General features: G+C 74.7%; 25 protein-coding genes. 10 read left to right on the forward strand and 15 right to left on the reverse strand.

Annotated features, from left to right (window positions below):
- The first annotated feature begins 55 nt into the window (after nt 1-55).
- Both ACFWA9_RS13710 and ACFWA9_RS13715 read left to right on the forward strand, forming a co-directional pair.
- Entirely contained in the window at nt 56-985 is a 930-nt protein-coding gene (locus tag ACFWA9_RS13710; protein WP_380386648.1) for a proline dehydrogenase family protein, read from the forward strand.
- Nucleotides 986-1,122: 137 nt separating this feature from the next.
- Nucleotides 1,123-1,815 (forward strand): RraA family protein, encoded by a 693-nt coding sequence (locus ACFWA9_RS13715; RefSeq protein ID WP_352288374.1) that lies wholly within the window; start codon nt 1,123-1,125, stop codon nt 1,813-1,815.
- Nucleotides 1,816-1,833: 18 nt separating this feature from the next.
- On the opposite strand, the gene ACFWA9_RS13720 is transcribed toward ACFWA9_RS13715, so the two are convergent.
- The 3 genes from ACFWA9_RS13720 to ACFWA9_RS13730 form a co-directional block, all read right to left on the reverse strand.
- Nucleotides 1,834-2,322, reverse strand: a complete 489-nt coding sequence (locus tag ACFWA9_RS13720; protein ID WP_359834510.1) for a GNAT family N-acetyltransferase — start codon at nt 2,320-2,322, stop codon at nt 1,834-1,836.
- Between the two features lie 79 nt (nt 2,323-2,401).
- Nucleotides 2,402-3,631, reverse strand: coding sequence for a TerD family protein (locus tag ACFWA9_RS13725; protein ID WP_380386705.1), 1,230 nt, complete (start codon nt 3,629-3,631; stop codon nt 2,402-2,404).
- A gap of 151 nt (nt 3,632-3,782) precedes the next feature.
- Nucleotides 3,783-5,102, reverse strand: a complete 1,320-nt coding sequence (locus tag ACFWA9_RS13730; protein WP_380386651.1) for a hypothetical protein — start codon at nt 5,100-5,102, stop codon at nt 3,783-3,785.
- 391 nt (nt 5,103-5,493) lie between these two features.
- On the opposite strand from ACFWA9_RS13730, the gene ACFWA9_RS13735 reads away from it, so the two are divergent.
- The gene (locus tag ACFWA9_RS13735; protein WP_329490044.1) at nt 5,494-5,994 is read left to right on the forward strand and encodes an SsgA family sporulation/cell division regulator; all 501 of its coding nucleotides are present in this window, start codon (nt 5,494-5,496) and stop codon (nt 5,992-5,994) included.
- On the opposite strand, the gene ACFWA9_RS13740 is transcribed toward ACFWA9_RS13735, so the two are convergent.
- Together ACFWA9_RS13740 and ACFWA9_RS13745 are read right to left on the reverse strand one after the other, a co-directional pair.
- Nucleotides 5,946-7,436 carry a GAF domain-containing protein gene (locus ACFWA9_RS13740; RefSeq protein ID WP_380386654.1) on the reverse strand — a complete coding sequence of 497 codons (1,491 nt, stop codon included), beginning with the start codon at nt 7,434-7,436 and terminating at the stop codon, nt 5,946-5,948. The two genes, ACFWA9_RS13735 and ACFWA9_RS13740, sit on opposite strands and share 49 nt — an antisense overlap.
- Before the next feature lie 410 nt (nt 7,437-7,846).
- On the reverse strand, nt 7,847-8,317 hold the full coding sequence (locus ACFWA9_RS13745; RefSeq protein ID WP_380386657.1) for a BlaI/MecI/CopY family transcriptional regulator: 471 nt from the start codon (nt 8,315-8,317) through the stop codon (nt 7,847-7,849).
- 106 nt (nt 8,318-8,423) lie between these two features.
- Between ACFWA9_RS13745 and ACFWA9_RS13750 the strand changes: the two genes are divergently transcribed.
- From ACFWA9_RS13750 to ACFWA9_RS13765, 4 genes are all read left to right on the forward strand, one after another.
- On the forward strand, nt 8,424-9,098 hold the full coding sequence (locus ACFWA9_RS13750; RefSeq protein ID WP_352288194.1) for a VTT domain-containing protein: 675 nt from the start codon (nt 8,424-8,426) through the stop codon (nt 9,096-9,098).
- A complete protein-coding gene (locus tag ACFWA9_RS13755) occupies nt 9,095-9,775 on the forward strand; it encodes a phosphatase PAP2 family protein (protein WP_380386660.1) in 681 nt (226 codons plus the stop codon). The genes ACFWA9_RS13750 and ACFWA9_RS13755 overlap by 4 nt, the downstream gene beginning before the upstream one ends.
- A gap of 244 nt (nt 9,776-10,019) precedes the next feature.
- The gene (locus ACFWA9_RS13760) at nt 10,020-11,141 is read left to right on the forward strand and encodes a TIGR03364 family FAD-dependent oxidoreductase (RefSeq protein ID WP_380386663.1); all 1,122 of its coding nucleotides are present in this window, start codon (nt 10,020-10,022) and stop codon (nt 11,139-11,141) included.
- Nucleotides 11,142-11,152: 11 nt separating this feature from the next.
- A complete protein-coding gene (locus tag ACFWA9_RS13765) occupies nt 11,153-11,830 on the forward strand; it encodes a phosphonatase-like hydrolase (protein ID WP_329490050.1) in 678 nt (225 codons plus the stop codon).
- 77 nt (nt 11,831-11,907) lie between these two features.
- Here ACFWA9_RS13765 and ACFWA9_RS13770 read toward each other — a convergent pair whose 3' ends face one another.
- From ACFWA9_RS13770 to ACFWA9_RS13805, 8 genes are all read right to left on the reverse strand, one after another.
- Complete coding sequence (locus tag ACFWA9_RS13770) at nt 11,908-12,558, reverse strand: HAD family hydrolase (protein WP_380386667.1); 651 nt, start codon at nt 12,556-12,558, stop codon at nt 11,908-11,910.
- Between the two features lie 125 nt (nt 12,559-12,683).
- Nucleotides 12,684-12,911 carry a phospholipase domain-containing protein gene (locus ACFWA9_RS13775; RefSeq protein ID WP_380386670.1) on the reverse strand — a complete coding sequence of 76 codons (228 nt, stop codon included), beginning with the start codon at nt 12,909-12,911 and terminating at the stop codon, nt 12,684-12,686.
- 139 nt (nt 12,912-13,050) lie between these two features.
- A complete protein-coding gene (locus tag ACFWA9_RS13780) occupies nt 13,051-13,371 on the reverse strand; it encodes a multidrug efflux SMR transporter (RefSeq protein ID WP_329490053.1) in 321 nt (106 codons plus the stop codon).
- Nucleotides 13,372-13,377: 6 nt separating this feature from the next.
- Nucleotides 13,378-14,022 (reverse strand): HAD family hydrolase, encoded by a 645-nt coding sequence (locus tag ACFWA9_RS13785; RefSeq protein ID WP_380386708.1) that lies wholly within the window; start codon nt 14,020-14,022, stop codon nt 13,378-13,380.
- A 188-nt stretch (nt 14,023-14,210) separates the two neighbouring features.
- Nucleotides 14,211-15,296, reverse strand: coding sequence for an ABC transporter ATP-binding protein (locus tag ACFWA9_RS13790; protein WP_380386674.1), 1,086 nt, complete (start codon nt 15,294-15,296; stop codon nt 14,211-14,213).
- A 22-nt stretch (nt 15,297-15,318) separates the two neighbouring features.
- Nucleotides 15,319-16,167 (reverse strand): ABC transporter permease subunit, encoded by an 849-nt coding sequence (locus ACFWA9_RS13795; RefSeq protein WP_329490056.1) that lies wholly within the window; start codon nt 16,165-16,167, stop codon nt 15,319-15,321.
- Nucleotides 16,155-17,114 carry an ABC transporter permease gene (locus ACFWA9_RS13800; protein ID WP_380386677.1) on the reverse strand — a complete coding sequence of 320 codons (960 nt, stop codon included), beginning with the start codon at nt 17,112-17,114 and terminating at the stop codon, nt 16,155-16,157. Before ACFWA9_RS13800 ends, ACFWA9_RS13795 begins: the two co-directional genes overlap by 13 nt.
- 39 nt (nt 17,115-17,153) lie before the next feature.
- On the reverse strand, nt 17,154-18,326 hold the full coding sequence (locus ACFWA9_RS13805) for an ABC transporter substrate-binding protein (protein ID WP_329490059.1): 1,173 nt from the start codon (nt 18,324-18,326) through the stop codon (nt 17,154-17,156).
- Between the two features lie 342 nt (nt 18,327-18,668).
- On the opposite strand from ACFWA9_RS13805, the gene ACFWA9_RS13810 reads away from it, so the two are divergent.
- Nucleotides 18,669-19,496, forward strand: a complete 828-nt coding sequence (locus tag ACFWA9_RS13810; RefSeq protein WP_380386711.1) for a GntR family transcriptional regulator — start codon at nt 18,669-18,671, stop codon at nt 19,494-19,496.
- Between the two features lie 48 nt (nt 19,497-19,544).
- On the opposite strand, the gene ACFWA9_RS13815 is transcribed toward ACFWA9_RS13810, so the two are convergent.
- Together ACFWA9_RS13815 and ACFWA9_RS13820 are read right to left on the reverse strand one after the other, a co-directional pair.
- Entirely contained in the window at nt 19,545-21,149 is a 1,605-nt protein-coding gene (locus ACFWA9_RS13815; protein ID WP_380386681.1) for a TauD/TfdA family dioxygenase, read from the reverse strand.
- Nucleotides 21,150-21,308: 159 nt separating this feature from the next.
- A complete protein-coding gene (locus tag ACFWA9_RS13820) occupies nt 21,309-22,436 on the reverse strand; it encodes an aminotransferase class V-fold PLP-dependent enzyme (RefSeq protein ID WP_380386684.1) in 1,128 nt (375 codons plus the stop codon).
- 167 nt (nt 22,437-22,603) lie between these two features.
- Between ACFWA9_RS13820 and ACFWA9_RS13825 the strand changes: the two genes are divergently transcribed.
- Both ACFWA9_RS13825 and ACFWA9_RS13830 read left to right on the forward strand, forming a co-directional pair.
- Nucleotides 22,604-23,695 (forward strand): amidohydrolase family protein, encoded by a 1,092-nt coding sequence (locus ACFWA9_RS13825; RefSeq protein ID WP_380386686.1) that lies wholly within the window; start codon nt 22,604-22,606, stop codon nt 23,693-23,695.
- Nucleotides 23,696-23,786: 91 nt separating this feature from the next.
- Nucleotides 23,787-24,464: a uracil-DNA glycosylase gene (locus tag ACFWA9_RS13830; protein WP_380386689.1), complete on the forward strand. Its 678-nt coding sequence runs from the start codon at nt 23,787-23,789 to the stop codon at nt 24,462-24,464.
- The last annotated feature ends 33 nt before the right edge of the window (nt 24,465-24,497 follow it).

Consider the following 24,497-nt stretch of genomic DNA (forward strand, 5'->3'; position numbering starts at 1 on the left):
CCGCCCCCGCCACCTCCTTCTGCCACCCTTAGAAGCACCAGCTCCAGGAGTCACGATGCTCCGTTCCGCCCTTCTCGCGGCCTCCCGCTCCCCGCAGGTCCGCACCGTCGTCGAGAAGTTCCCGCCGACCCACGCGATAGTCGAGCGGTTCGTCGCCGGCGAGGCCCTCGACGACGCCGTCACCGCCTGCGACGACCTGGTCGCCACCGGCCGCAAGGTCACCCTGGACCACCTCGGTGAGGACACCAAGGACGCCGCCCAGGCCGCCGGGACCGCCGAGGCGTACGAGCACCTGCTCGCCGCGCTCAAGGACACCGGCCTGGCGGCCGGCGCCGAGGTCTCGGTGAAGCTGTCGGCCGTCGGCCAGTTCCTGCCGGTGGACGGCGAGAAGATCGCGCTGGAGAACGCCCGCCGGATCTGCGAGGCGGCCGCCGACGCGGGCACCACGGTGACCCTCGACATGGAGGACCACACCACCACGGACTCCACCCTCGCCATCGCGCGGGAGCTGCGGGCCGACTTCCCCTGGCTGGGCGTCGTGCTCCAGGCCTACCTGCGCCGCACCGAGGCCGACTGCCGCGAGTTCTCCGGCCCCGGCTCCCGCGTGCGGCTCTGCAAGGGCGCCTACAAGGAGCCCGAGTCGGTCGCCTTCCAGGGCAAGCACGAGGTGGACCTCGCCTACGTCCGCGCGCTGAAGATCCTGATGGCCGGCGAGGGCTACCCGATGATCGCCTCGCACGACCCCAACATGATCAAGATCGCCGGCCAGCTCGCCCAGTGGAACGGCCGCGAGCGCGACTCCTTCGAGTACCAGATGCTGTTCGGCATCCGCCCCGAGGAGCAGCTGCGCCTGGCCGGCGACGGCAACACCATGCGGGTGTACCTGCCGTACGGCGAGGAGTGGTACGGCTACTTCATGCGCCGCCTCGCCGAGCGCCCGGCCAACCTGACCTTCTTCCTGCGGGCCATGGCGACCCGCGGCTGAGGCCCCTGCCGTACGGACGGCCCGCACCCCTTGTGGAAGGGGGGTGCGGGCCGTCCGTCGTCGGGGGCGGCGGGGCGGCCTAGGATCGGGGGCGGTGAAGTGTGGTCGGGTCGCGTCGAGTTGGGCAGGTGACTGAGGTGCTGAAGGCCTTCGCGGAGTTGTCGACGCCGTTGGTGGCGGATGCGTGTGTGCGGGTGGGGGTGGGGTTGCGGGTGGCGCCGGCGGGGGTCGGGCCGGTGGTGGCGGGGCGCCGGGTCGCGGGGCGGGTGCTGCCGGTGCGGCACTACGGGAGCGTGGACGTGTTCCTGGAGGCGTTCGGCGCGGCCGAGCCCGGGGACGTGCTGGTCGTCGACAACGGCGGGCGGGTCGACGAGGCCTGCGTCGGGGACCTCGCGGTACTGGAGGCGAAGGCCGCCGGGGTGGCCGGGGTGGTGGTGTGGGGCCTGCACCGGGACACGCCGGAGCTGGTGGAGATCGGGCTGCCGCTGTTCAGCTACGGCGCGCTGCCGCTGGGCCCGTTGCGGCTCGACGAGCGGGAGCCGGAGGCGCTGGTCACCGCCCGGTTCGGGACGCACCTGGTGAGCGCCGGGGACGTGGTGTTCGGGGACGCCGACGGCGTGCTGTTCGTGCCGGCCGCCCGGGTCGACGAGGTGCTGGAGGTGGCGGGCGGGATCGCGCGCACGGAGCGCGCGCAGGCCGAGCGGATCCGCTCGGGCGACACGCTGCGCCGGCAGACCGCGTTCGACGACTACCTGGTGCGGCGGGCCGCCGATCCGTCGTACAGCTTCCGCCAGCACCTGCGACGGGTCGGCGGCGCGATCGAGGAGTAGCGGGCGGCGGGCCGGAGTTCAGAGCGCGCGGTGCATGACGTGCAGGCCGACGTACCCGTGGACGGGGTGGCGGAAGCCCTCGGGGAGGGTGCCCAGGATCTCGAAGCCGAGCGACCGGTACAGCCCCACCGCGCGCTCGTTGCTCGCCACCACGGCGTTGAACTGCATGGCGCGGTAGCCCGCCGCACGCGCCCAGTCCAGGGTGTACTCGGTGAGCGCGCGCCCGACGCCCCGGCCGGAGTGCGCCGGGTCGACCATGTAGCTGGCGCTCGCGATGTGCGAGCCGTTGCCCTGGTGGTTGCGGTTCATCTTGGCGCTGCCGAGGACGGTGCCGTCCTCGGCGACCGCGACCACGGTGCGGCTCGGGGCGGGGAGGAGCCACCACTCACGGCCCTGCTCGAAGGTCAGGTCGAGCGGGTAGGTGAACGTCTCGCCCGCGGCGGCGATGACGTGGAAGAACGGCCAGATGGACGGCCAGTCCTCGGGGGTGGCTTCCCTGATCAACATCCGGACAGGATGGCACGCCGACCGGCCGCCGGCCAGCGGTTTTCGGGTGCCCGGGCGGTGGGCCCGGGCACCCGGGGGGTCAGAGCATCGAGGCGGCGGGCTTGACCATGGCGCGGGCGGTCTTGGCGTCCACGTACTCGCCGATCGCGGTCATCACCCACTCGCCGGAGTACTGGCGGACCAGCTTGCACATCACCACGCCGGTGTGCGGCTCGGACTGGGTGAGGTCGAAGCGGACCAGCTCCTGGTCCGAACCGGCGTCCACCAGGCGGCAGTAGGCGTTCTTGACGTCGGTGAACTTCTGGCCGGAGAAGGAGTTGACCACGAAGACCAGGCCGCAGACCTCGGGCGGCAGGCCGTCCAGGTGGACGGTGATCGACTCGTCGTCACCGCCGCCCGCGCCCGTGAGGTTGTCGCCGGAGTGGGCGACGGCGCCGTTGAAGATCCCCAGCTTCATGAACCAGGCGGTGTCCAGCTTCTCCCGCTTGGCGTCGAAGGCGATGCAGGAGGCGTCCAGGTCGATGTTGCGGCCGCGGCCGGCGGGCTCCCAGCCGAGTCCCATCCGGACGGAGGAGAGGAAGGGCTTGCCGTTCTTCTCCAGGGAGACCGAGCCGCCCTTGGTGAGGTTCACCCGGCCCTTGTCCAGGGTGATCTTGGTGAGGGCCGGCGGGGCGGCGGGCGCCGCGGGCGGGGCCGGCGGCATCGGGGGAGCGCTCTGCGGCAGCGGCGGGGCGACCGGGGCCGGGGCGGGAGCCGGGGCCGGGGCGGTGACCGGCGGGGCGACCGGGGCGGCGGTGGCGGCCGCCGGGGCGGGCTCGTCCTCCACGGTGACGCCGAAGTCGGTGGCGATGCCCGCCAGGCCGTTGGCGTAGCCCTGGCCGACCGCCCGGACCTTCCAGGCGCCGCCGCGCTGGTAGACCTCGACCACGATCAGCGCGGTCTCGCGGCCCAGCTGGGGAGCGGTGAAGGTGACCAGGACCTGGCCGGAGTCGGCGTCCCGGACCGTCGCGGTCGGCTCGATGCCGGCGAAGGTGGCGCCGGCCTCGTCGGGGCTCGCCGTGACGACGATCTTGGTGATGCCGGCCGGGACGGCGGCGGTGTCGATGGTGATCGCGTCCGGGGTCCCGCCGGAGGCCGGGCGGTGGGTGACACCGGGGCCGTGCGGGGCGTTGAAGAACACGAAGTCGGCGTCCGAGCGGACCTTTCCGGCCTCGGTCAGCAGCAGGCCGGAGACGTCCAGCGCCTTGGGTGCGGTGACCTCGACGGTCACCCGCGCGGCGGTCAGCGGGGCGTTGCCGCCTTGGGTCAGGACCGTGGACACGAACTCCTCCTCGGATGCGGTGGCACGGCGTGCGGGACCCGAGTCGGGGCGCCGTGCCGAGTGGTACCCACAGTAACGAACGGGGTTGTCGAGACGAGCCCGATCAAGGCGGTGACCTGTCGGGTTGTCGGACGGTCGGTCAGCTCGGTCCGACGGCGAACGCTCCCAGCGCGGCGACGGCCCGCGGGTGGTGGATGCCGAACGCCGAGGCGCTCCAGCTCTCGGCCGGGGCGGCCTTGCCGGGGCCGGTGGGCGCGCTCTCCCCGCGCCCCGGTGCGGCCGGTGCGGGCGCGGCACCGGGGACGCCGGTGGTGGGCGCGCCGGTGGCGGGTGCCTCGGTGCCCGGCGTCGCGGCCGGGCGGGTGTGCCGGACGCCGAAGGTGTAGCGGCCGGGCGGGACGTCGGTGCCGGGCGGGGTGGTGAAGCGGTAGACCAGGGTGCCGCGTTCGTGGTGGGTGGTGACCACGGCGCCGGCCAGGTCGGTCCAGGCGGTGCCGGAGGGGGAGGTTGCGGCGGTGGCGTCCGGTGCCGGACCGCCCGGGGCCGCCGCGTCCGGCGCGAGCCGGAGTTCGGCCTGCAGCGCGGTGAGCGGCTCGGTGACGGTCAGGGTGAGGACGTGCCGGGTGCCGTCGCGGCCGAGCGACTGGACCAGTGCGGCGCCGGTGAGCGCGTGGTCGACCGTGCCGTCGGGGCCGCCCGGGCCCGGGGCGGTACCGCCGGTCGGGTCCTTGGGGGCGGTGGTCGGGTCCTGGGCGCCGGGCGGCAGGCCGGTCCAGCCGTCGGTGGGGTCGGCGGGCGGCCGGACGCCGGGCGCGGGGGCGAGCGGCTTGGGCGGCTCGGGCGATCGGGCCGCGAGCGGTTGGCCGGACTCCACGGGCTCGGGCCGCTGGTGGGACGGCCCGTCGGTGGGCGGCGGCGCGGTGGCGGCGGTCAGGCCGTCCTGCTGCGGGGAGGGGCCGAGGGCCTGGGTCGACGGGGTGTCGGAGGTGCTCCGGCCGCCGGTCCGGCCCTCGGCGAGCGGCACGGCCGAGCCCGGGGCGGGCGAGCGGGGTGCCGGGACGCCGGAGACGGGCGGGTGCGAGGCGTGCGACTCGGACGTGGCGGGGCCGGCGGGGCGGACGGAGGGCCGCCCGGACGGCAGCGGCGCGGCCGGCGCCTGCGAGGAGTCGGGCGCGGAGGCGGCGTCGGCCCGGTCGGCGCCGGGGGTGGGCGGCGGGCTGGACCCGACCTGGGCCACTCCGGCGCGGCGTCCGACGCCCTGCTGCTCGTGGAGCAGCCAGGTGGTGGCGATGCTGATGCCGACCACGGTGGACATCGCCATCGCGGCGCCGGAGAACCGCAGGGTGGGCAGCCGGAGCCGGCCCCCGAACGGCTTGGGCCGGCCGTGCCGGCCGTGCCGCTCGCGCGGCAGGTCGCGCTCGTGCCGCGCGTCCGGCCCGATCTCCTCGCGCAGAGCCACCCGACCCTCCCTCCCCGAAGCCGTCGCTGAGTCGCCGCATTCTCCCATGCGCTGCCGACAGGCCCGAATCGCCGTCATGGGCGGACTGCCGCCGGTTCGCCCGGGTTCGGCCGGGGTCGCTCGTGCGGGTCCGCCGGTGGACGCGCAGGAGCCCGCGCCGGCAGGGGGACGAGCGTACCAGCGGCTGCCCGGGCCCTGGCCAGCCCTCGTGCGGGATCGACCAAATCCGTGGACGGCCTTTCGCTGAGCGGAAGTTGACGGTCCGTCTGACAAGCCCTGCGCTGCCCGGGCCGTCGGTGCGCGGATTATTGCAACCTCCTTGCAACCCTTGCCGGTCCGGCCTCCGGTGGCGCAAGGTGGGGGAATCCCACGCCGTCCCGGAGAGCCCGTCATGCCGTCCGACCCGTTGTCAGCACCCTCCAGTGCCCCTCTCGCCGCCACCCCCACGGGCGGCGATGAGGCAGGCTCCACCGCCGCTCCGGCGGCGGTGGAGGAGGTGCTGACACTGCGGATCTCGCTGGGCGAGGAAGTCGTCGGCGAGGTGCGGACGCGATTCCGGTTCGATGCCGAGCGTCCGTACGAGGTACTGCTGACGTTCCATCTGGGGCGGCCGGACGAGGCCGATTGGGTGTTCTCGCGTGATCTGCTGCGCGACGGCCTGCGCTCGCTGAGCGGCCAGGGCGACGTCAAGCTGTGGCCGGCCTACTGTCCGTGCCACGGCTCGACGTTGCACCTGGCCCTCGAATCCCCCCACGGCAGTGCCCTGTTGGAGGTCTCCAAGCCCAGGGTTCAGGCGTGGCTGGACCGGACGTACGCGCTGGTCTCCGAGGAGGCCGAGCAGGCCTACGGCCCGACCGACGCCCAGTTGTCCGCGTTGCTGGCCGGCGGCTGAGGCCGGGACGCCGGGGCGACGTCGTCGCCCGGGGCGCGCGGGGCCGGCAGCGGGGGACCGCCCGGCAGCCGGACGGCGCCCGCGGCCAGAGCCGCCCGCAACCGGCGCACGGCCGGCGCGGAGGAGACCGGCAGCAGGTCGTACGGGTCGTCCGGTCCGTCCACGGTGACCAGGACCGAATCGGCGAACCGGTACGGCCGGTGGGCCAGCAGGCCGCCCAGGTACCGCCGCAGCCGGGAGAGTTCGGCGCGGACCGTCACCGTCCGCGCCGGGTCGCCGAAGAGCGCGTCGGCGAGCTGCGCCGCGCTGTGCCCGGAGCGCTCGGTGGCGAGCAGCAGCAGCAGTTCGGCGTGGCGCGGGCTGAGCGCGTGCGACCAGCTGCCCGCGGCGCCGCGCACCGACAGCTCGGGGCGGTCCGGCCGGCGCAGGTCGAGCCGGAGCCGGGCCCCCTCGGCCTGTTCGGCGGTCACCGCGGCGGCGCCGTCCGCCGTCCGTTCGTCTCCCAGCGGCCGGACCAGCCAGCCGTCGGCGAGCGGCTCGACGGAGCACTCGCCGATGCCGGGCAGCCAGTGCGCCGCGGCCGGGCTCCAGCCCTCGGCGGGCAGCCGCAGCCGGACCGGTGGCGGCAGGCCGGCCGCGCAGGCGATCCAGCCGGCCGCGTCGACCACCAGGGCCGGGCCGTCCACCCGGGCCAGGAGCGGGGCGGCCAGGGTGCGCAGGTGGTGCAGCGACTCCAGGCGGCGGGCGCGCAGTTCGGTCTCGGCGAGCCGGGCGGCGGTGGCGGTCAGCTGCAGCAGGTACGGGCGGACGTTGCCGGCCGGGCCGCTGAGGTTGATGGCGCCGACCAGCCGGCCGGTGCCCGGGTCGTGCACGGGGGCGGCGACGCAGGTCCAGGAGTGGTGGCTGCGCAGGTAGTGCTCGGCGGAGTGGACCTGCATCGGCCGCTGGGCGCGCAGGGCGGAGGCGATGCCGTTGGTGCCGACGCTCTCCTCGATCCAGCGGGCGCCGGTCAGGAACCCGATCCGGTCGGCGCTGCGGCGCAGGCTGCGCTCGCCCTCCTGCCAGAGGATGTGGCCCTCGGCATCGGCGATGGCGAGGATCAGCGGGACGTGGTCGGCCGGGGCGAGCAGGGTGTCGCGCAGCACCGGCAGCAGGATGTCGAGGCCGCTGGCGCGGCGGCGGTGCTCGACCTCGGCCGGGCCCAGGTGGACGGTGGCGGCGCCGGCGTCCGGGTCCAGGCCGAGGCGGCGCAGCCGGGCCCAGGAGTCGCCGATCTCCGGGCGGGGCCCGGGCAGCGGCTCGGTGCCTCCCGGGCCGGCCTCCCGGGCCGGTCCGTGGGTGACGGGTTCGGCCAGGGCGCGGTCGTGCAGCCTGGCGAGCTCCGCCGGGCTCGACGGACTTCGGGGCTCTGGCCGTCGGTTCTGCCGTCCGGTCTGCCGCACTCGGTTTGCTCCTCGCCGCCGATCGAGGGCGCGTCGGGGCCGACGCGCTGACGAAAGCGTACGGGGGCCGCCCGGTCCTGGGGACGGGGTCGGCCAACTAGGGCCGGTCACCGGTATCAGAGTGGACATGCCAACAAGTTATGAGTGCCGCGCGGCCGAAAATCGACCACCGGGGCGGTGCGGTCCGGGGGAGTGGAGCAGGGCGCGGGCCCGGCCGCGGAGGGCTCGGAGGTGGAGGGCGCGGAGGTGGTGCGCGAGGGCGTGCGGGCGGCGGGTCTCCCGGGCGGCCTCGGTGCGCGCTCGGCGCATGGAGGCGCGCGGGGGGCGCATGTCCACATGCTGGTCGGCCGGGCGGCGGGCCGGCCGGACGGCGAGGAGGGGTAGCGGCAGCGGCACCCGGACGGTCAGGATCACGGGGTGACCGGCCCGGTGGCGCCCCGCGGGCCCGCGCTCCCGTCGGGGGGACCGTCCCCGCCGGTGTCGGCCCCGGCGCCGGTGCCGTCGCCGTCTCCGGTGCCGTCGCCGAGGAGCTCGCGCAGCAGCCGCTCGTCCTCGCCGGAGAGGTCGGAGACGAAGCGGGCCAGCACGGTGGACCGGTCCGCCTCCCGCCCCAGCTCGATGTGCATCCGGCGGGCGGCGAGCCCGGCCCGGTCCTGGACGGTCGGGGTGTACGCGTAGGCGCGCCCCGCCCGCGTGCGTTCCACGGTGCCCTTGTCGTACAGCCGGGCCAGGATCGTGGCGACGGTGGTCCGCGCGAGGCCGCGCCCGAGGGCCGTCTGGACGTCCTGCGGCGTCAGCGGCTCGCGGGCGGCCCAGAGGGCGGCCAGCACCTCGGCCTCCAGCTCCCCGGCGGGCCGGCGGGCCGGCGGTACGTCGGACATGGCGGCCGTTCCTCCCCGATTCGTCTACAGTCGTGTAGACCGTCTACGGCACTGTAGACGATCGAGGGCGGCCGCGCCGCCCTCCCGTACGGGAGGTCCGCCGGCCTTGTTCCAGTCGTCCGCCACTCCGGCCGTTCACGCCCTCGCGGTGAACCCGCTGGACGCCTCGTCGCTGCTCGCCGCCTTCGGGGCGCTCGGGATCGCCGTCGTGCTCTTCGCCGAGACCGGGCTGCTCGTCGGGTTCTTCCTGCCCGGCGACTCGCTGCTGTTCACCGCCGGTCTGCTCTGCGCCCCCGGCGGCGCGGACGGCCCGCGGCTGGAGCTCTCCCAGGTGCTGCCGGCGGCCCTGGCCGGTGCGCTGATCGGCGCCCAGGTCGGCTTCCTGATCGGCCGGCGCGGTGGCCGCGCGCTGCTGCGGCGGACCGAGCGGAAGAGCCTGCGGCACGGGGCCGAGCGGGCCGAGGAACTGCTCGTCAGGTACGGGTACGGCAAGGCGATCGTGCTCGGCCGCTTCATCCCGGTGGTCCGGACGGTGCTCAACCCGCTCTGCGGCGTGCTGGAGGTGCCGGTGCGCACGTTCACCCTCTGGCAGGTGGTGGGCGGCGTGGTCTGGACCGTCGGCGTGGTGCTGGCCGGGTACGCGCTCGGCTCCTCGGTGCCTGATATCGACCGTTACCTCCTCCCCATCATCGGTCTGGTAGTAGTTGTCTCCGTGATCCCGATCGTTCTGGAAATGTTCCGCGCCCGCAGGGCCCGGCGCCGTGGCGGTGACGCCCGGTGACGCCCTCCCGCGCGCTGGCCGTCTACGACGGCAGCGGCATCGACGGCGGCCTCTACGGCCGGGTGATCGGGTGGGCGGACGCCGCGCCCGCCTGGCTGGACCAGGTGATCCGGATCTGGTCCGCGCTGGGGCTGGGGCTGTTCGCCGTCGTCATGCTCCGGGCGTGGTGGCGGGCGCGCGACGCCGGTCCGGCGGTGATGGCGCGGGTGCTGGCCTCGCCGCTGATCGTGGTCGTCGCCTTCGTCCTCAACTCCGGGCTCAAGAGCGTGGTCGAGGAGGTGCGTCCGTGCACCCAGCTCGGTGTGCCCGGCACGCTGGAGACCTGTCCCGGCGCCGGTGACTGGTCCTTCCCGAGCAACCACACCGTGATCGCCTTCGCCGCCGCGACCGCGCTCTGGTTCGCGGACCGGCGGCTGGGCGCGTTCGCGGTGGCCGCTGCCGCGCTGATGGGTGCCTCCCGGGTCTGGGTCGGCGTCCACTACCCGCACGACGTACTGGTCGGTGCGCTGGTCGGCGTTCTGACGGCGGCCGCGCTCGCGCTGGCGGCCGGCCGGGCCGCACCGCTGGTCGACCGGGCCCGCCGGGGCCCGCTGCGGCCGCTGCTGGGCGCGGGCGACGCCGCGCCGGCGGCCGACGGCGGGCCGTCACCGGCGACCCAGCGGCGCCGGGTTCCGTGACCTGCCCGGCCCTTGTGCGGCCGGGGTGGCGGGGCGAGCGTGCGAGCCGGGCGCGGGCCCTTCGGAGGGGCACCCGCCTGCGGGCGACCGTGGTGCGCTGACCCGGCCCCCGCCGGCGGGCCCGGCCGGGGCAGGCGCGGCCCGGCCCGCCTGAGCGGTGTTGGCTGTACAACTTTTCGGTCGGTTCACCTGCGCGCCGCCGTTCGGACTCCGCTCGGCCACCTCGCGGCATCAGCCTGGCCGCATGAGAGTCATCGTCGTAGGAGCAGGCGTGCTCGGCAGCATGCACGCCTGGCAGGCCGTCGAGCGCGGCCACGAGGTCGTCCACCTGGAGCGCGAGTCCGAGGCGCGCGGCGCTTCGGTGCGCAACTTCGGGCTGGTCTGGGTCAGCGGCCGGTCGGGCGGTGAGGAACTGGACACCGCGCTGCGGGCCCGCGAACTGTGGGAGGAGATCGGCGCGAGGGTGCCCGAGCTCGGCTTCCGGGCCAACGGCTCGCTCACCGCGATCCGCACCGAGGCCGAACTCGCCGTCGCCGAACAGGCGCTGACCCGGGCGGACGCCGCCGCGCGCGGCTACCGGCTGCTCGACGCGGCCGAGACCAGAGCCGCCAACCCCGCCCTGCGCGGCAAGCTGCTCGGCGCGCTGCGGTGCGACCGGGACGCCGCCGTCGAGCCGCGCACCGCCCAGCCCGCGCTGCGCGCCGCACTGCTGGCCGGCGGCCGGTACACCTTTCTCCCCGGGCGGGAGGTCCGCGAGGTGATCGGTGGGAACGCCGTCCGCGACGACCACGGCGACGTCCACACCGGTGACCTGGTGATCCTCTGCACCGGCGCCTGGCTGGGCGGGCTGGTGCGCGAGCTGGCGCCCGAGCTGCCCGTCCGCAGGGTGCGGCTGCAGATGATGCAGACCGACCCGCTCGGCGAGGAGCTCACCACCTCGGTCGCCGACGGCGACAGCTTCCGCTACTACCCAGCCTTCGCCGGTGACGCGCTGGAGCGGCTGAAGGCCGCGCAGCCGCAGCCGCCGGTCGCCGCCGAGCACAAGATGCAGCTGCTGATGGTCCAGCGCAAGGACGGCGGCCTCACCATCGGCGACACCCACGAGTACGACCACCCGTTCGGCTTCGACGTCGTCGAGGACCCGTACGACCACCTGGTCGGCGTGGCCGAGGAGCTGCTCGGCCGGCCGCTGCCCCGGGTGCGCCGCCGCTGGGCCGGGGTGTACGCGCAGTGCGTGGACACCACCCGGGTGGTCCACCGGGAGCGGGTCCGGGACGCCGTCTGGCTGGTCACCGGTCCCGGTGGCCGCGGCATGACCTGCTCGCCGGCCATCGCCGAGACCACCGCCGAACTCGCCAACCTGTAAGGAATGTGAACATGTCCGCTGACATCCGCCTGGTCGTCCTCGACATGGCCGGCACCACCGTCGCCGACGACGGCCTGGTCGAGCAGGCCTTCCGGGCCGCCGCCGGTTCGCTCGGCGTCGAGGCCGGCAGCCCCGAGCACGCCCGCATGCTGGAGCACGTCCGGCTCACCATGGGCGAGTCCAAGATCTCCGTCTTCCGCCACCTGTTCGGCGCGGAGGAGAAGGCGCAGGCCGCCAACACCGCCTTCGAGGCCGCCTACCACGACCTCGTCGACGCGGGGCACTGCGCCGCGCTGCCGGGCGCGGCCGAGGCCATCGCCGAACTCCGGGGCCAGGGCCGCAAGGTGGTCCTCACCACCGGCTTCTCCCGGGCCACCCAGGACCGGATCCTGCGGGCACTCGGCTGGGAGTCGATCGCCGACCTCACCCTCTGCCCGGCCGAGGCCGGCCGCGGCCGCCCGTACCCGGACCTGGCGCTCACCGCCCTGCTGCGGACCTCCACCGACTCCGTCCGCCAGATGGCCGTCGCCGGGGACACCGGCTACGACATGCTGACCGGCACCCGGGCCGGTGCCTCGGTGGTGGCCGGTGTGCTGACCGGGGCCCACGACGAGGCCCGGCTGCGGGCCGACGGCGCGACGCACGTCCTGAAGTCGATCGCCGACCTGCCGGGCGTCCTCGCGGGCTGAGCGTGCGACGGCCGGGCGGGGTGCGCCGACCCGCCCGGCCGGCTTCTCCCCGGGATCATCCCGCGGTCGGCCCGGGCTCAGTGGGCGGCGAGCAGGCCGGGCAGTTCGCGCATGTCGTGGAAGACGACGGTGCCGGGGCCCGCGAGCCGCTCGGCGGGGGTCAGGCCGCCGGCGTAGCCGAAGGCGCGCATGCCGGCGGCGCGGGCGGCCTCGACACCGGGACGGCTGTCCTCGACCACCGCGCAGGCGGCCGGGTCGACGCCCGACCGCCGGGCGGCGTGCAGGAAGAGGTCCGGCGCGGGCTTGCCGCGGTCGACCTCGGTGGCACTGAAGATCCGGCCCGCGAAGTGCTCGTAGAGGCCGGTGCGGCCCAGGGTGTGACGCATCTTCTCGTGCGAGCCGCTGGAAGCGACGCAGGTCGGCAGGGTGAGGGCGGCCAGCGCCTCGGGGAGCCCGTCGACCGGGGCCAGCCCGGCGTCCACCTGCTCCCGGTGGAGCTGCTCGAAGCGACTGCTCCAGAGCGCCGCGGTGGCGTCCCCGAGCCGGGCGGCGACCTGCTCGCCGATCGAGGCGTGGGAGCGCCCGATGAACCGCTCGACCACCTCCGCCTCGGTGAGCGGCCAGCCCAGCTCCGCGCCCAGGGCGACCTGGACGCGGGCCGCGATGCGCTCGCTGTCGACCAGCACGCCGTCGCAGTCGAAAATCACCAGTTCTATCGGCTTGATCATCCCCGCAGGATAGGGGGCGCCTTCGCCCGGGGGGAGCGGGGCGCCTTCGCCGGGGGGGGAGCGGGGCGCCTTCGCCGGGGGAGCGGGGCGCCGGACGGGCCGGCGCTCCGCTCCGCCGGGGCGGCTCAGTGCAGGGTGCTCGCGGAGCGCTGGGCGAAGCGGGTGCCGGTGGGTGCGGTGACGTTGACGTCGTGGCGGCGGACGAAGCCGTCGGGGCCGTGGGTGGTGACGTCGTACCGGCCGTCGGTGGTGGCGGCGTCCCAGGTGTGGGTACGGGTGACGCCGGGGGCGACGGTGGAGGGCGGGCCGGCGAAGGCGTACACGGTGGCGGGGTGGACGGTGTCGGGGGACAACTCGCCGATGATTGCTGGCCGTTGACGAGCGGGGGAGTCGCATCCGGCGCGCCCGGCACACGCGTCGCGGCTACGGCGAGGTGCCCCGGGGCCCGCCCCGCCGCCGTGCGCGCGGGGCGGGCCCCGGCGGGCGGGCGGCTCAGTGGGTGCCCTTCAGGTTGAGCACCACCACGCCGACGATGATCAGGGCCAGGCCGAGCCACTGGAGCCGGCCCAGCGACTCGCCGAAGGCGATCACGCCGATGCCCGCCACGGCGGCCGTACCGGCGCCGGACCAGACGGCGTAGGCGACCGAGACCGGTATGTGCTTCAGGGCCCTGCCGAGCAGGGCGAAGGAGAGCACGTAGCCGACGGCGACGCCGAGGCTCGGCCAGAGGCGGGTGAAGCCCTCGGTGAGCTTGAGGGCGCTGGTGGCGCAGACCTCACTGACGATGGCGAGGGCGAGCAGGAGATAGGGCATGGCCGGTCACACCGCGGGTGCGGCGCCGAGCTTCCCCAGCAGCGCGAGGTCGGCGTTCACCAGGCTGTCCAGCAGGGTGACGCGCGATCCCCGGGGGATGGGCGTGGCGGTCGAGGGGACGGCGAGCACCGCGCAGCCCGCGGCGGCGGCCGAGGCGACGCCGGTCGGGGTGTCCTCGACGGCCACGCAGTCGGCCGGGTCGAGGCCCAGCCGCTCGGCGGCGGCGAGGTAGGGGTCGGGCGCGGGCTTGGTGCGCGGGGTGTCCTCGGCGGCCAGCGTCACGGCGAACCAGTCGCGGCCGATGGTGGACAGCACGAGGTCGACCACCCGGCGCGGGGAGGCCGACACCAGCGCGGTGGGCACCCGGGCGTCCCGGAGCTCGGCGAGCAGGGCGAGCGCCCCCGGCCGCGGGACGGTCTGCGCGGCGACCTTGCCGGCGAAGGACTCGCCGAGGCGGTCGGCGAGTTCGGCCTCGCTGAGGCTGGTGCCGCTGACCCGGTGCAGGTGGGCGGCGGTGTGCTCGATGGCCTGGCCGAGCACCTCGGGCGCGTCCTGGTCGGTGAGCGGGTGGCGCAGCTCGTCGGCGAGTTCGGCGGCGGCCTGCCACCAGAGGTGCTCGGTGTCGACGAGGGTGCCGTCCATGTCGAACAGGACGGCGGCGGGCGCGGCGGATCCGGGCTTCGCCGGGTCGGCCTTCGTGGGGTCGGGCTGGGCCGGGGTCGGCTGTGCGGAATCGGGCTGAGCGGAACCCGGCTGAGCGGAACCCGGGTGTGCGGAATCGGGCGGAGCGGTATCAGGCATGGCGGTACCTTCGGTGGTTCGTCGGACGAGCGGACAGGTCAGACCGTACGACGGTCGACCAGGACCGGGCGCTCCGGCAGCGACAGCGCGGCGCGCGAACCGACCGGCAGGAGCGCGGCGCCGTCGGTCGGCAGGTCGGCCTTGACCTCGGTGCCGTCGTCGAGCCGGACGGTGAGGCGGGTGACGGCGCCCAGGAAGGACGCGGAGACCACCAGCGCCTGGCCGTTCAGGGCCGGGACCAGCGACACGTTCTCCGGCCGGACCAGTACGTCGAGCGAGCCGTCCGCCGGCGCGGCCCCGTCCACCGCGTGGCGGCGGCCGAGTACCTCGACGCCGTCGGCGGTGCGGGTGCAGGGGATGCGGCTCATGGTGCCGACGAACTCGGCGACGAAGGCGGTGGCCGGGCGGGCGTACAGCTCGGACGGTGTGGCGCACTGCTCCAGCCGGCCCGCGCGCAGCACCGCGACCCGGTCGGCCATCGAGAGTGCCTCCTCCTGGTCGTGGGTGACGAACAGGGTGGTGATCCCCAGCTCCTGCTGGAGGCGGCGGATCTCCTCGCGCAGCGAGAGGCGGACCTTGGCGTCCAGGGCGGAGAGCGGTTCGTCGAGCAGCAGCACGCGCGGCCGCAGGGCGAGCGCGCGGGCGAGCGCGATGCGCTGCTGCTGGCCGCCGGACATCTGGTGCGGGTAGCGGTCGGCGTGCTGCGGCAGACCGACCAGCTCCAGCAACTCCTGGGCGCGCCTGCGGCGTTCGGCCTTGCCGGTGCCGCGCATCCGCATGCCGAAGGCCACGTTGTCGGCGGCGGTCAGGTGCGGGAACAGGCTGTAGGACTGGAACACCATGCCCGCGTCGCGCCGGTGCGCGGGGATGCGGGTGATGTCCTCGCCGTCCACCAGCACCTGGCCGGAGTCGTGCTGCTCGAAGCCGGCCAGGATGCGCAGCGCGGTCGTCTTGCCGCAGCCGGACGGGCCGAGCAGGGCGAGGAGCTCGCCGGGCCGGACGGTCAGGTCGAGGCCGTCCAGCGCGGTGGTGGCACCGAACGAGCGGCGCAGGCCGAGGAATTCGACGGTCGCGCCGCCGGGTGCGAGGGGGGTGCCGGCGACGGGGGCGGTAACCGTGGTCATGATGGGGATCGCTCCGGGGGCTTCAGGAAGTGGTGGTCTTGTGGCGGCGCTCGCGGCCGACGGTGGCCAGCAGGAGCAGCAGCAGCCAGGTGATCAGCAGGCTCAGGATGGAGACCGCGACCGACATGTGGGCCTGGCTGTTGCCGACCGAGTAGATCCACACCGGGAAGGGCTGGTAGCCGAGGATCGAGGCGGCGGTGAACTCGCCGAGGACCAGGGCCAGGGTGAGGAAGGAGGCGTTCAGCAGCGCGCCGCGCAGGTTGGGCAGCACCACGGTGAACACCGCGCGCGGCCAGCTCGCGCCGCAGTTGCGGGCGGCCTCGACCAGGGTGCGCAGGTCCACCGCGCGCAGACCGGCGTCCAGCGCCCGGTAGGCGAGCGGGAGCGACATCAGCACGTAGGCGATGACCAGCACCAGCGGGAAGTCCGGGTCCTGGATGAACACGAAGGTCTGGAAGAACGGCGTGTCCATCAGGTAGTCCGGGCCCCAGCGCAGCACGCCGATCAGGCCGGCGGTCAGCGCGACCGGCGGGACGACCAGCGGCAGGGTGCAGAGCACGTCGATCACCGGGCGCAGCCTCGGTGAGCCGAGCCGCACCGCGATCAGCGCCGGTACCAGCAGGAGCAGCAGCACCAGGACGGTGACTACGGCCAGGCCCAGGGTGAGCCAGAGGCTGTCCAGGAAGCCGGGGGCGCTGAGCAGTCCGGTGTACGCCTCGAAGGAGTAGCCCTTCGGGTCGTCGATCGAGAAGTAGCCGGCGGCGGCCAGCGGGACGACGAAGTAGACGCCCGCGAGCAGCAGGACGGCGCCGCGCCACCAGCGCACCTTGCGGCGCGGCGAGGAGGGGCGGGCGGAGGTCAGCTGAGCCATCGGGCACTCCGGCGCTGGAGGGGGAGGTACACGGCCATCACCAGGACGGCCACCACGATCATGTTGAGGCTGAGGGCGAGCGCGAGGTTGCCCTGGCCGACCAGCACGTTGCCGGAGAGCGCGTCCGCGATCGAGCGGCTGACCAGCGGCACGGTCGCGCCGACCATGGCCGCGGCGGTGGCGTACGCGGCGAAGGCGCTGCCGAACAGCAGCACGAAGCCGCCGAGCAGGGAGGGCAGCAGGATCGGCAGCGCGACGTGCAGCCAGTACTGGACGGTGGTGGCCCGGTTGTTGTGGGCCGCCTCGCGCCACTGCACCCGCAGGCCGTCCAGGGCCGGGGTGATGGTGAGCACCATCAGCGGGATGAGGAAGTACAGGTAGACGATGGTCAGGCCGGTGAAGGAGTAGAGCGACCAGCCGTGGTCCGTCAGGTGGAGCAGCTTGGTGACCTCGCCCGCGTTGCCGAGGGTGGCGACGAAGGCGAAGGCGAGCGGCAGGCCGCCGAAGTTGGCGAGCACGCCGGAGGCGGTCAGCACCGCCTGGCGCAGCCAGGTCTGCCGGGAGGTCACCACGGCCTGCGCGATCGGCAGGCCGATCAGGGTGGCGAGCAGCGCGGTCAGCGCGGACAGCTTGAGGCTGCTGAGCATCGCCGTCCAGTACGCGCCCTGGACGGAGTCCCTGATGTTGTCGAGGGTGAACTGGCCGCCCCCGCCCTCCGCGTCGCTGGAGGTGGTGAACGCGCCGATCACGATGGCGACGGCGGGGAGGCCGAAGCCGATCAGGAAGAAGAGGAAGAGCGGCACCGTGGCGAGCCAGGAGCCGCCGCGCGGGCGCCGGCGGGTGGGCCGGGCGGGGGTGGGGGTGGGAGCGGCGGCGGACGCCCCCGCGCCGCCACCGTGAACGGTGGCGGCGGGGGTGGTCGGCACCGGGGCGGGAGCCGTGGTCATGAGTGGGATCAGCCCGTTTCGGGTTGCTGCGGCCGGGGGTCAGCCTGCGATGGCCTTGGTCCAGTTCTCGGTGACGACCTTCTTGGCGGCCGTGATCTGGTCCTGGGTCGGGAAGGTGGTGAACGGCTTCTCGACGGCGGGCAGCTTGGCGGCGGCCGCGGTGTCGAGGGTGCCGTCCTTCTTCAGGGCCTCGAAGGTGGAGGGGGTGGCGTAGCCGCCGAGGAAGAGGTTCTGGCCCTCGGCGCTGAACAGGTACTCCTGCCACAGGCGGGCGGCCGCCGGGTGCGGGGCCCACTTGTTGACGGCCTGGTTGTAGAACTGGGCGTAGCTGCCGTCGGAGGGGACGGAGACCTTCCAGTCGACGCCCTTCTCCTTGAACTCGTCGGTGTAGCCGGCGTTCAGGTACGACCAGTCGATCGAGATCGGGGTCTCGCCCTTCTCGATGGTGGCCGGGGTGGACTCGACGGGGTTGAAGTTGCCCGTGGCCTTCAGCTTTCCGAAGAAGTCGATGCCGGGCTGGATGTTGTCCAGCGAACCGCCGTTGGCGAGCGCGGCCGCGTAGACGCCGCCGAACGCGGAGCCGGACTTGGTCGGGTTGCCGTTCAAGGCGACCTGGCCCTTGTACTCGGGCTTGAGCAGGTCCGCGAAGGTCTTCGGGCAGTTCGGGATCTTCTTGGCGTCGCAGCCGATGGAGACGTAGCCGCCGTAGTCGTTGACGGCGGCGCCGTTCGCGTCCTTCATGGTGTCCGGCACCTTGTCGAAGGTGGCCACCTTGTAGGGGGCGAGCAGGCCGTCCTTGACCGCCTGGAGCGCGAACGCGCTGCCGAGGTCGACGACGTCGGGGGCGCGGTCCTGGCCCTTGCGGGAGGTGATCGCGTTGATCTCGTCCTGGCTGGAGCCGTCCGGGTTCTCGTCCTCGATCTCGATGCCGTACTTGGCCTTGAACGAGTCCATGATCTTGCCGTAGTTGGCCCAGTCCCTGGGCAGCGTGATGACGTGCAGCTTGCCCTCCTTCTTGGCGGCGGCGACGAGGCCGTCCAGACCGCCGAAGTCGGCGAGCGAGGTGGCGTCCTTGGCGTCCTTCGCGCCGGCCTTGGCGGCGTCACCGGACTTCGGGGCGGTCGAACCGGCGGAGCCGCAGGCGGTGAGGGAGAGCGCGGCGGCGGTCAGTACGGCCGCGAAGGCGGCGGCGCGGGCACGGTGCACGGTCACGGGTCAGTCTCCTGATCAGGGGCGTACTGCGAGGGGTGCGTTTCGCGGGGGTGCGTCTCGCTGAGAGGTGCTTCTTCACAAGGGCGGGCCGGGCGATCAGTCGTTCGGAACCGTCCGAGTTGACTAGCCAACTTCGCCTGACGGAGGTAAGTACGCCGGAGTCCGGTGACGGGAAGGTGAACGGATGGCCCAGAACCGGGGGCGGCTACGGGAACGGTCGAATCAGGGCCTCGGTGAGTGATCGACCGAATGCGATGCTTCGAAGGCGCAGCGGGATAAAGTCGGGCTGTCCGGGCCGGTACGGCTGCGCAGGACACCGCCCCAGGAGGGACATTGACTGACGTGGCACTGGAGCCCGACCGCCCCGCGGTCCCTGCGGCACCCGCCGCCCCCGTGGCCCCTGCCGCGCCGGGCCAGGAGCGCGCCGCCGGTGCGCTCTACCGCAAGGTCGCCGCCGATCTGCGCGAGGCGATCACCACCGGCGCGTTCGGCGAGGCCGGCCGGCTGCCCGCCGAGGGCACGCTGGCCGAGCAGTACGGGGTCTCCCGCGGCACCGTCCGCCAGGCGCTCGCCGTGCTGCGTTCGGACGGCCTGGTCACCTCCCGGCGCGGCACCCGGCGGGTGGTGCTGGGCACCGCCCGGGTGCAGAGCTTCTCCGAACTGCTGAGCTTCACGCACTGGGCCTACTCGATGGGCGAGGAGCCCGGCGGCATCCTGGACTCGCTGGTGCGCCGGCCGGCCGACGCCGCCGAGCGCGAGCAGCTGCGCCTGGAGGCCGGCTCCGAGGTGTACGCCACCGTCCGGCTGCGCACGCTCTCCGGCGCGGCGGTGATGGTGGAGCGGACGGTCTACCCGCCCCGGGTCGGCGAGATCGTCGCCCAGCTGCCGGCCGACGTGGTCTCGCACACCGAAGTCCTGCGCGAGCACGGCATCCTGTTCACCGACGCCGACCACACCATCGACATAGTCGCCGCCAACGCGGAGGACGCCCGGCTGCTCGGCTGCCGCCGGGGCAGCCCGCTGCTGCGCGAGCGGCGCCGGACCACCGACCCGACCGGGATGCCGGTGGAGTGGTCCCAGGACCGCTACCTGCCCGGCACGGTGGCCTTCAGCATCCACAACTCGCTGGCCACCTCGGCCCTTTCGCGGCACGCCCGGGAGGGTGACTGAACTCCGGGGCCGGAGTGGGGAGTCGGACCGGCCGACGCCCCACTCCCCCTAGCGCATGAGGGCGGCCAGCAGCGGGCGGAAGTGCTCGAACCCCGGGGTCTCGGCGTCCGGGTCCTTGGCCTGCTCGTCCCAGCGGCGCACGGCGACCGCGTCGGCCGCGCCGGGCAGGGCCGCGAAGGCGGCGGCCTGCTCCGCGCCCATCGGGCCGCCCTGCACCCGGAGCGTGTACTCCGAGGCCTCGGAGAGCCGCTCGCGGTAGCCGGGCTCGGCCGTGCACAGGTAGCGCTTGGCGGCCACGTGCAGCCGGACCGGCTCGGTGACCTCCGGGCCGAACCACTGGGCCAGCCAGGCGGCGCCGGTGTCGCTGTGCCGGTTGTCCTGGCCGTTCATCAGGTCGCGCCCGTGCGAAGCGCCGTGGCCGTGCTTGTCGAAGAAGTGCCCGATGTCGTGCAGCAGCGCGGCCGCGACCAGCTCCGGCGCGGCCCCGGCGGCCTGCGCCAGCGCCCCGGCCTGCAGCATGTGCTCGGCCATGGTGACCGCCTCGCCCAGGTACTCGCCGGCGCCCTCGCCCGCGAACAGCTCGGCGATCGTGTCCAGCGCGGCGGTGCGCCGGTGCAGCACCGCGAGGGTGCTGTGCAGCGAGTCGAGGTCCGCGTAGCAGCCCTGGAGGTGGCGCGAGCCGTCCTGCTCGAAGGCCGTCCGGGCGTGCAGCAGACGGACGTTGTCGAAGATCAGGCAGTCGCCCCGGTCGAGCCGGAAGTCCAGCCGGAGTTCGGGCCGCAGGGTGATCGCGGCGAACCGGCGGTAGGCCGCGTAGAAGGCGTCCAGCTCCTCGGCGGACCCGCGCAGGGTGCTGATCGACCGGTTGTTGAACCGCACCTCGCGGATCCGGCCGCGCGCGTCCACCTCGATCAGCGGGCGGTCGGCGCGCAGTTCGGTGCCGCGGTCGCGGAACACGAAGGGGACCGGGGTACGGGTCAGCACCACGAAGTCCGCCGGGGACTCCTCGCGCAGCAGCGCCGCCGCCTTGAAGCCGTCCACCAGCCCGGAGTCGCCGCCGGTCGCGGAGTTCTCCAGGCAGTGCAGCAGCTGCAGGGTGGGCACCGGGTCCCGGTACGGGTTGTCGCTGTGCGGGGCGATCGCGGCGCTGGTGAAGGCCAGGTTGTTCGGGTCCGGCTCGACCCGGACGTCGAACAGCTCGCCGTAGTTGGTGACCCGGACGTGGCCGAAGGAGCGGGCCACCGCGAGCACCTGCCGTTCGACCGCCGGTACCCCGCGCAGCACCGCGAACCCGGAGCGCCGGACGGCCCCGAGCACCGCCGCCTGCTCGGCCGGGTCGGCCAGGTAGGCCTCCCACGCCGCCTCCGGGATGCCGCGGCGGAAGTCGGCCGCGACCCAGAGCCGCTTCTCCGCCTCGGTGCGCCCGTCGCCGTCGGCGTCCCGCGCCAGCCAGTCCAGCGGGTAGCGCGACCGGTGGCCGTCCGACCAGAGCACCTCCAGGTTCCCGCCGACCTCGGTGTGGGCGGCGAGGGCGAGGTCGGCCGGCAGGTCGGTGATCTGGAACAGCTTCTGCCCGCTGCGCCCGTCCCGGCACTCGGCGCAGGGGCAGTTGTCGCGCAGCCAGTACGGCGGCAGGTGGGTCGGGAGCGCCATGGGTCTCTCCTGGTCGGCAGATGGCTTGGTGAAGTTGTATAGCCAACTTCTCCTCGTGCGGGAGCCTGCCGGGTGACGGTGAGATCTGGGTGGCCACACGGTGAACCCCTCGGGAACAAGAGCTCCCGAGGGGTTCGCGGCGTGGTCGGGCGACCGGTCTCAGCCGGCGGCGACGGCGCTCTCCCAGGCGGCGTCGGCCGCCTTGAGGGCGGACCCGGTGTCGGCCCCGGTGTCGGTGTCGGCCCCGGTGTCGGCGCCGAGGGTGGTGGCCAGGGCGGTCAGGAAGGCGCGGACGGTGGCGAGCGAGGCCGCCGGGCCGTAGTGGTTGACCCGCAGCATCGAGTCGGCGAGGGCGCCGCCGCCGGGCTGGACGGGGAGGGTCGGGTCGAGGCGCAGCAGGTCCGCGGCGAGCCCGGCGGCGGACAGGCCGGCGGGGGTGCGCAGGGTGGTGGCGACCGGCGCCGCGTGGGCGTCGTCCGGGACGAACGGGGCGACGGTGCCCAGGGCGCGGACGCCCGCCCGGACCGCCGCGGCGGCGGCGCGGTGGCGGGCGATCACGGCGGGCAGGCCGGCCGCGGCGATCCGGTCCAGGCAGGCGCCGAGCGCCAGCATCTCCAACTGGGCCGGGGCGTGCGGGAGTGCGGTGCGCCCGGCGTCCGTCCAGCGCTCCTTCCAGTCCAGCAGCGAGAGGTAGGAGCGGCGCGGCGCGGCCGGGTTGGCGGCGATCCGCTCCCAGGCGCGCTCGGAGACCGAGACGGCGGACACCCCGGCTGGGCCGCCCATCGCCTTCTGCCCGCCGATCACGCAGAGGTCGATGCCCCAGGCATCGGTGAGCAGCGGTTCGGCGGCCACCGAGGCGACGGCGTCCACCATCAGCAGCGCACCGTGCGCGCGGACCACGGCGGCGATCTCGGCGACCGGGTTGGTGTTGCCGGTGGCGGCCTCGGCGTGGACCAGCGAGACGAAGTCGATCGCCGGGTGGGCCGCCAGTGCCTCGGCGACCTGCGCGGCGGTGACGGCGGTGTCGAACGGCACCGCGAGGTCCACGACCGTCGCCCCGCAGTCGCGCAGCCAGTTGCCGAAGGTCTGGCCGTACGGGCCGGTGACGATGTTCAGCGCGGTGGAGCCGGGCCGCGCGGCGCTGCGGATCGCGGCCTCCAGCGGCAGCAGCGCCTCACCCTGGGTGACGATCACATCGGCGGAGGTGTGCAGCAGCGCGGCGACCTTGTCCTCGACCGCCGCGAAGTCGGCGGCGCTGAGCGGAGGAAGGTCGAGGAACGGGCTCACGGTGGCGGCCGGCCTTTCGGAGAACGGGACGGAGAACGGGACGGAGCGCGGAACGGAGAACGGACGAAGGAGGGGAGGCGGTTCGGACAGGGACGAGTCTGCCTCATCCTCCCCGCGCGCCGGGAAGGCCCTGCCCGGGCGGGACCCCGCTCGGTAGAGTGCGGGGCATGAGCGATGGTGCGGTGCTGCACGTCAGGGGCCGGGTGCTGGTCGGGCCGGAGGACGTCCGGGACGAACTCTGGGTGGTGGACGGCCGGGTGGCGTTCGACCGCCCGGCGGCCGCCGCGGACGTGCGCACGGTGACCGGCTGGGTGCTGCCCGGGCTGGTGGACGCGCACTGCCACGTCGGGCTGGACGCGCACGGCGCCGTCGACGCCGCGACCAGTGAGAAGCAGGCGGTGACCGACCGGGACGCCGGCACCCTGCTGATCCGCGACGCCGGTTCGGCCGCCGACACCCGGTGGATCGACGACCGGGACGACCTGCCCCGGATCATCCGGGCCGGCCGGCACATCGCCCGTACCCGGCGCTACATCCGCAACTACGCGCACGAGATCGAGCCCGGTGACCTCGCCGCCTACGTCCGGGCCGAGGCCCGGCGCGGGGACGGCTGGGTCAAGCTGGTCGGCGACTGGATCGACCGCGGCACCGGCGACCTCGCCGCCTGCTGGCCCGGCGACGCGCTGGCCGAGGCGATCGCGGCGGCGCACGAGGAGGGCGCGCGGGTCACCGCGCACTGCTTCGCCGCCGATTCGCTGCCGGACCTGCTGGCGGCCGGGATCGACTGCGTCGAGCACGCCACCGGGCTGACCGAGGAGCTGATCCCGGCCTTCGCCGAGCGCGGCGTCGCGATCGTCCCGACCCTCGTCAACATCGCCACCTTCCCGACCCTCGCGGCCGGCGGCGAGGCCAAGTTCCCGGCCTGGTCCGCGCACATGCGTCGGCTGCACGAGCGCCGCTACGACACCGTCGGGGCCGCGCACGACGCGGGCATCCCGGTCTTCGTCGGGACGGACGCGGGCGGTTCGCTCGCCCACGGGCTGGTCGCCGAGGAGGTGGCCGAGCTGGTCAAGGCCGGGCTCGCTCCCGTCGAGGCGCTGTCGGCGGCCACCTGGGGGGCGCGCCGGTGGCTCGGCCGACCGGGCCTGGAGGAGGGGGCGTCGGCGGACTTCGTGGTGTACGACGAGGACCCGCGGGCGGACGTCCGGGTGCTCGCCGATCCGCGGCTGGTGGTGCTGCGCGGGCGGCCGGTGGGCTGAGCGGTCCTCCCCGGGGGCCGTGCGGCCGATGGTCGCTTTGATGATCATCCGGGTGAACGGCCTGTCCGAGTAGGCCGATAGGGTGGCGACCATGGCACCGCGTCCACTGAACGAGATCGTCGAGCCCGGCTGGGCCGCCGCGCTGGAGCCGGTCGCCGGCCGGGTCGCCGCCATGGGCGACTTCCTCCGCGCCGAGCTGGCCGCCGGCCGCACGTACCTGCCCTCGGGGCCGAACGTCCTGCGCGCCTTCCAGCAGCCCCTCGCCGACGTGCGGGTGCTGATCGTCGGGCAGGACCCGTACCCTACGCCCGGCCACGCCGTCGGGCTCAGTTTCTCGGTGGGGGCGGAGGTGCGGCCGATCCCGGCGAGCCTGATCAACATCTTCCAGGAGTACGGGACCGACCTCGGCCTGCCGCAGCCCTCCAACGGCGACCTCACGCCGTGGACGCGGCAGGGCGTGCTGCTGCTGAACCGGGCCCTGACCACCGCTCCGCGCAAGCCCGCCGCGCACCGCGGCAAGGGCTGGGAAGAGGTCACCGAGCAGGCGATCAAGGCCCTGGCGGCGCGCGGCGGCCCGCTGGTGGCGATCCTCTGGGGGCGCGACGCCCGCAACCTGCGCCCGCTGCTGGGCGAGGTGCCGGCGATCGAGTCCGCCCACCCGAGCCCGTACTCGGCGAACGGCGGCTTCTTCGGCTCGCGGCCGTTCAGCCGGGCCAACGAGCTGCTGGTGCGGCAGGGGGCGCAGCCGGTGGACTGGCGACTGCCGTAGGGCTCCCGCGGTAGGGGGCCTGCCGGAGGTGTC

The sequence above is a fragment of the Kitasatospora sp. NPDC059973 genome, from assembly GCF_042737525.1.
In the GTDB taxonomy this organism is placed as follows: domain Bacteria; phylum Actinomycetota; class Actinomycetes; order Streptomycetales; family Streptomycetaceae; genus Kitasatospora.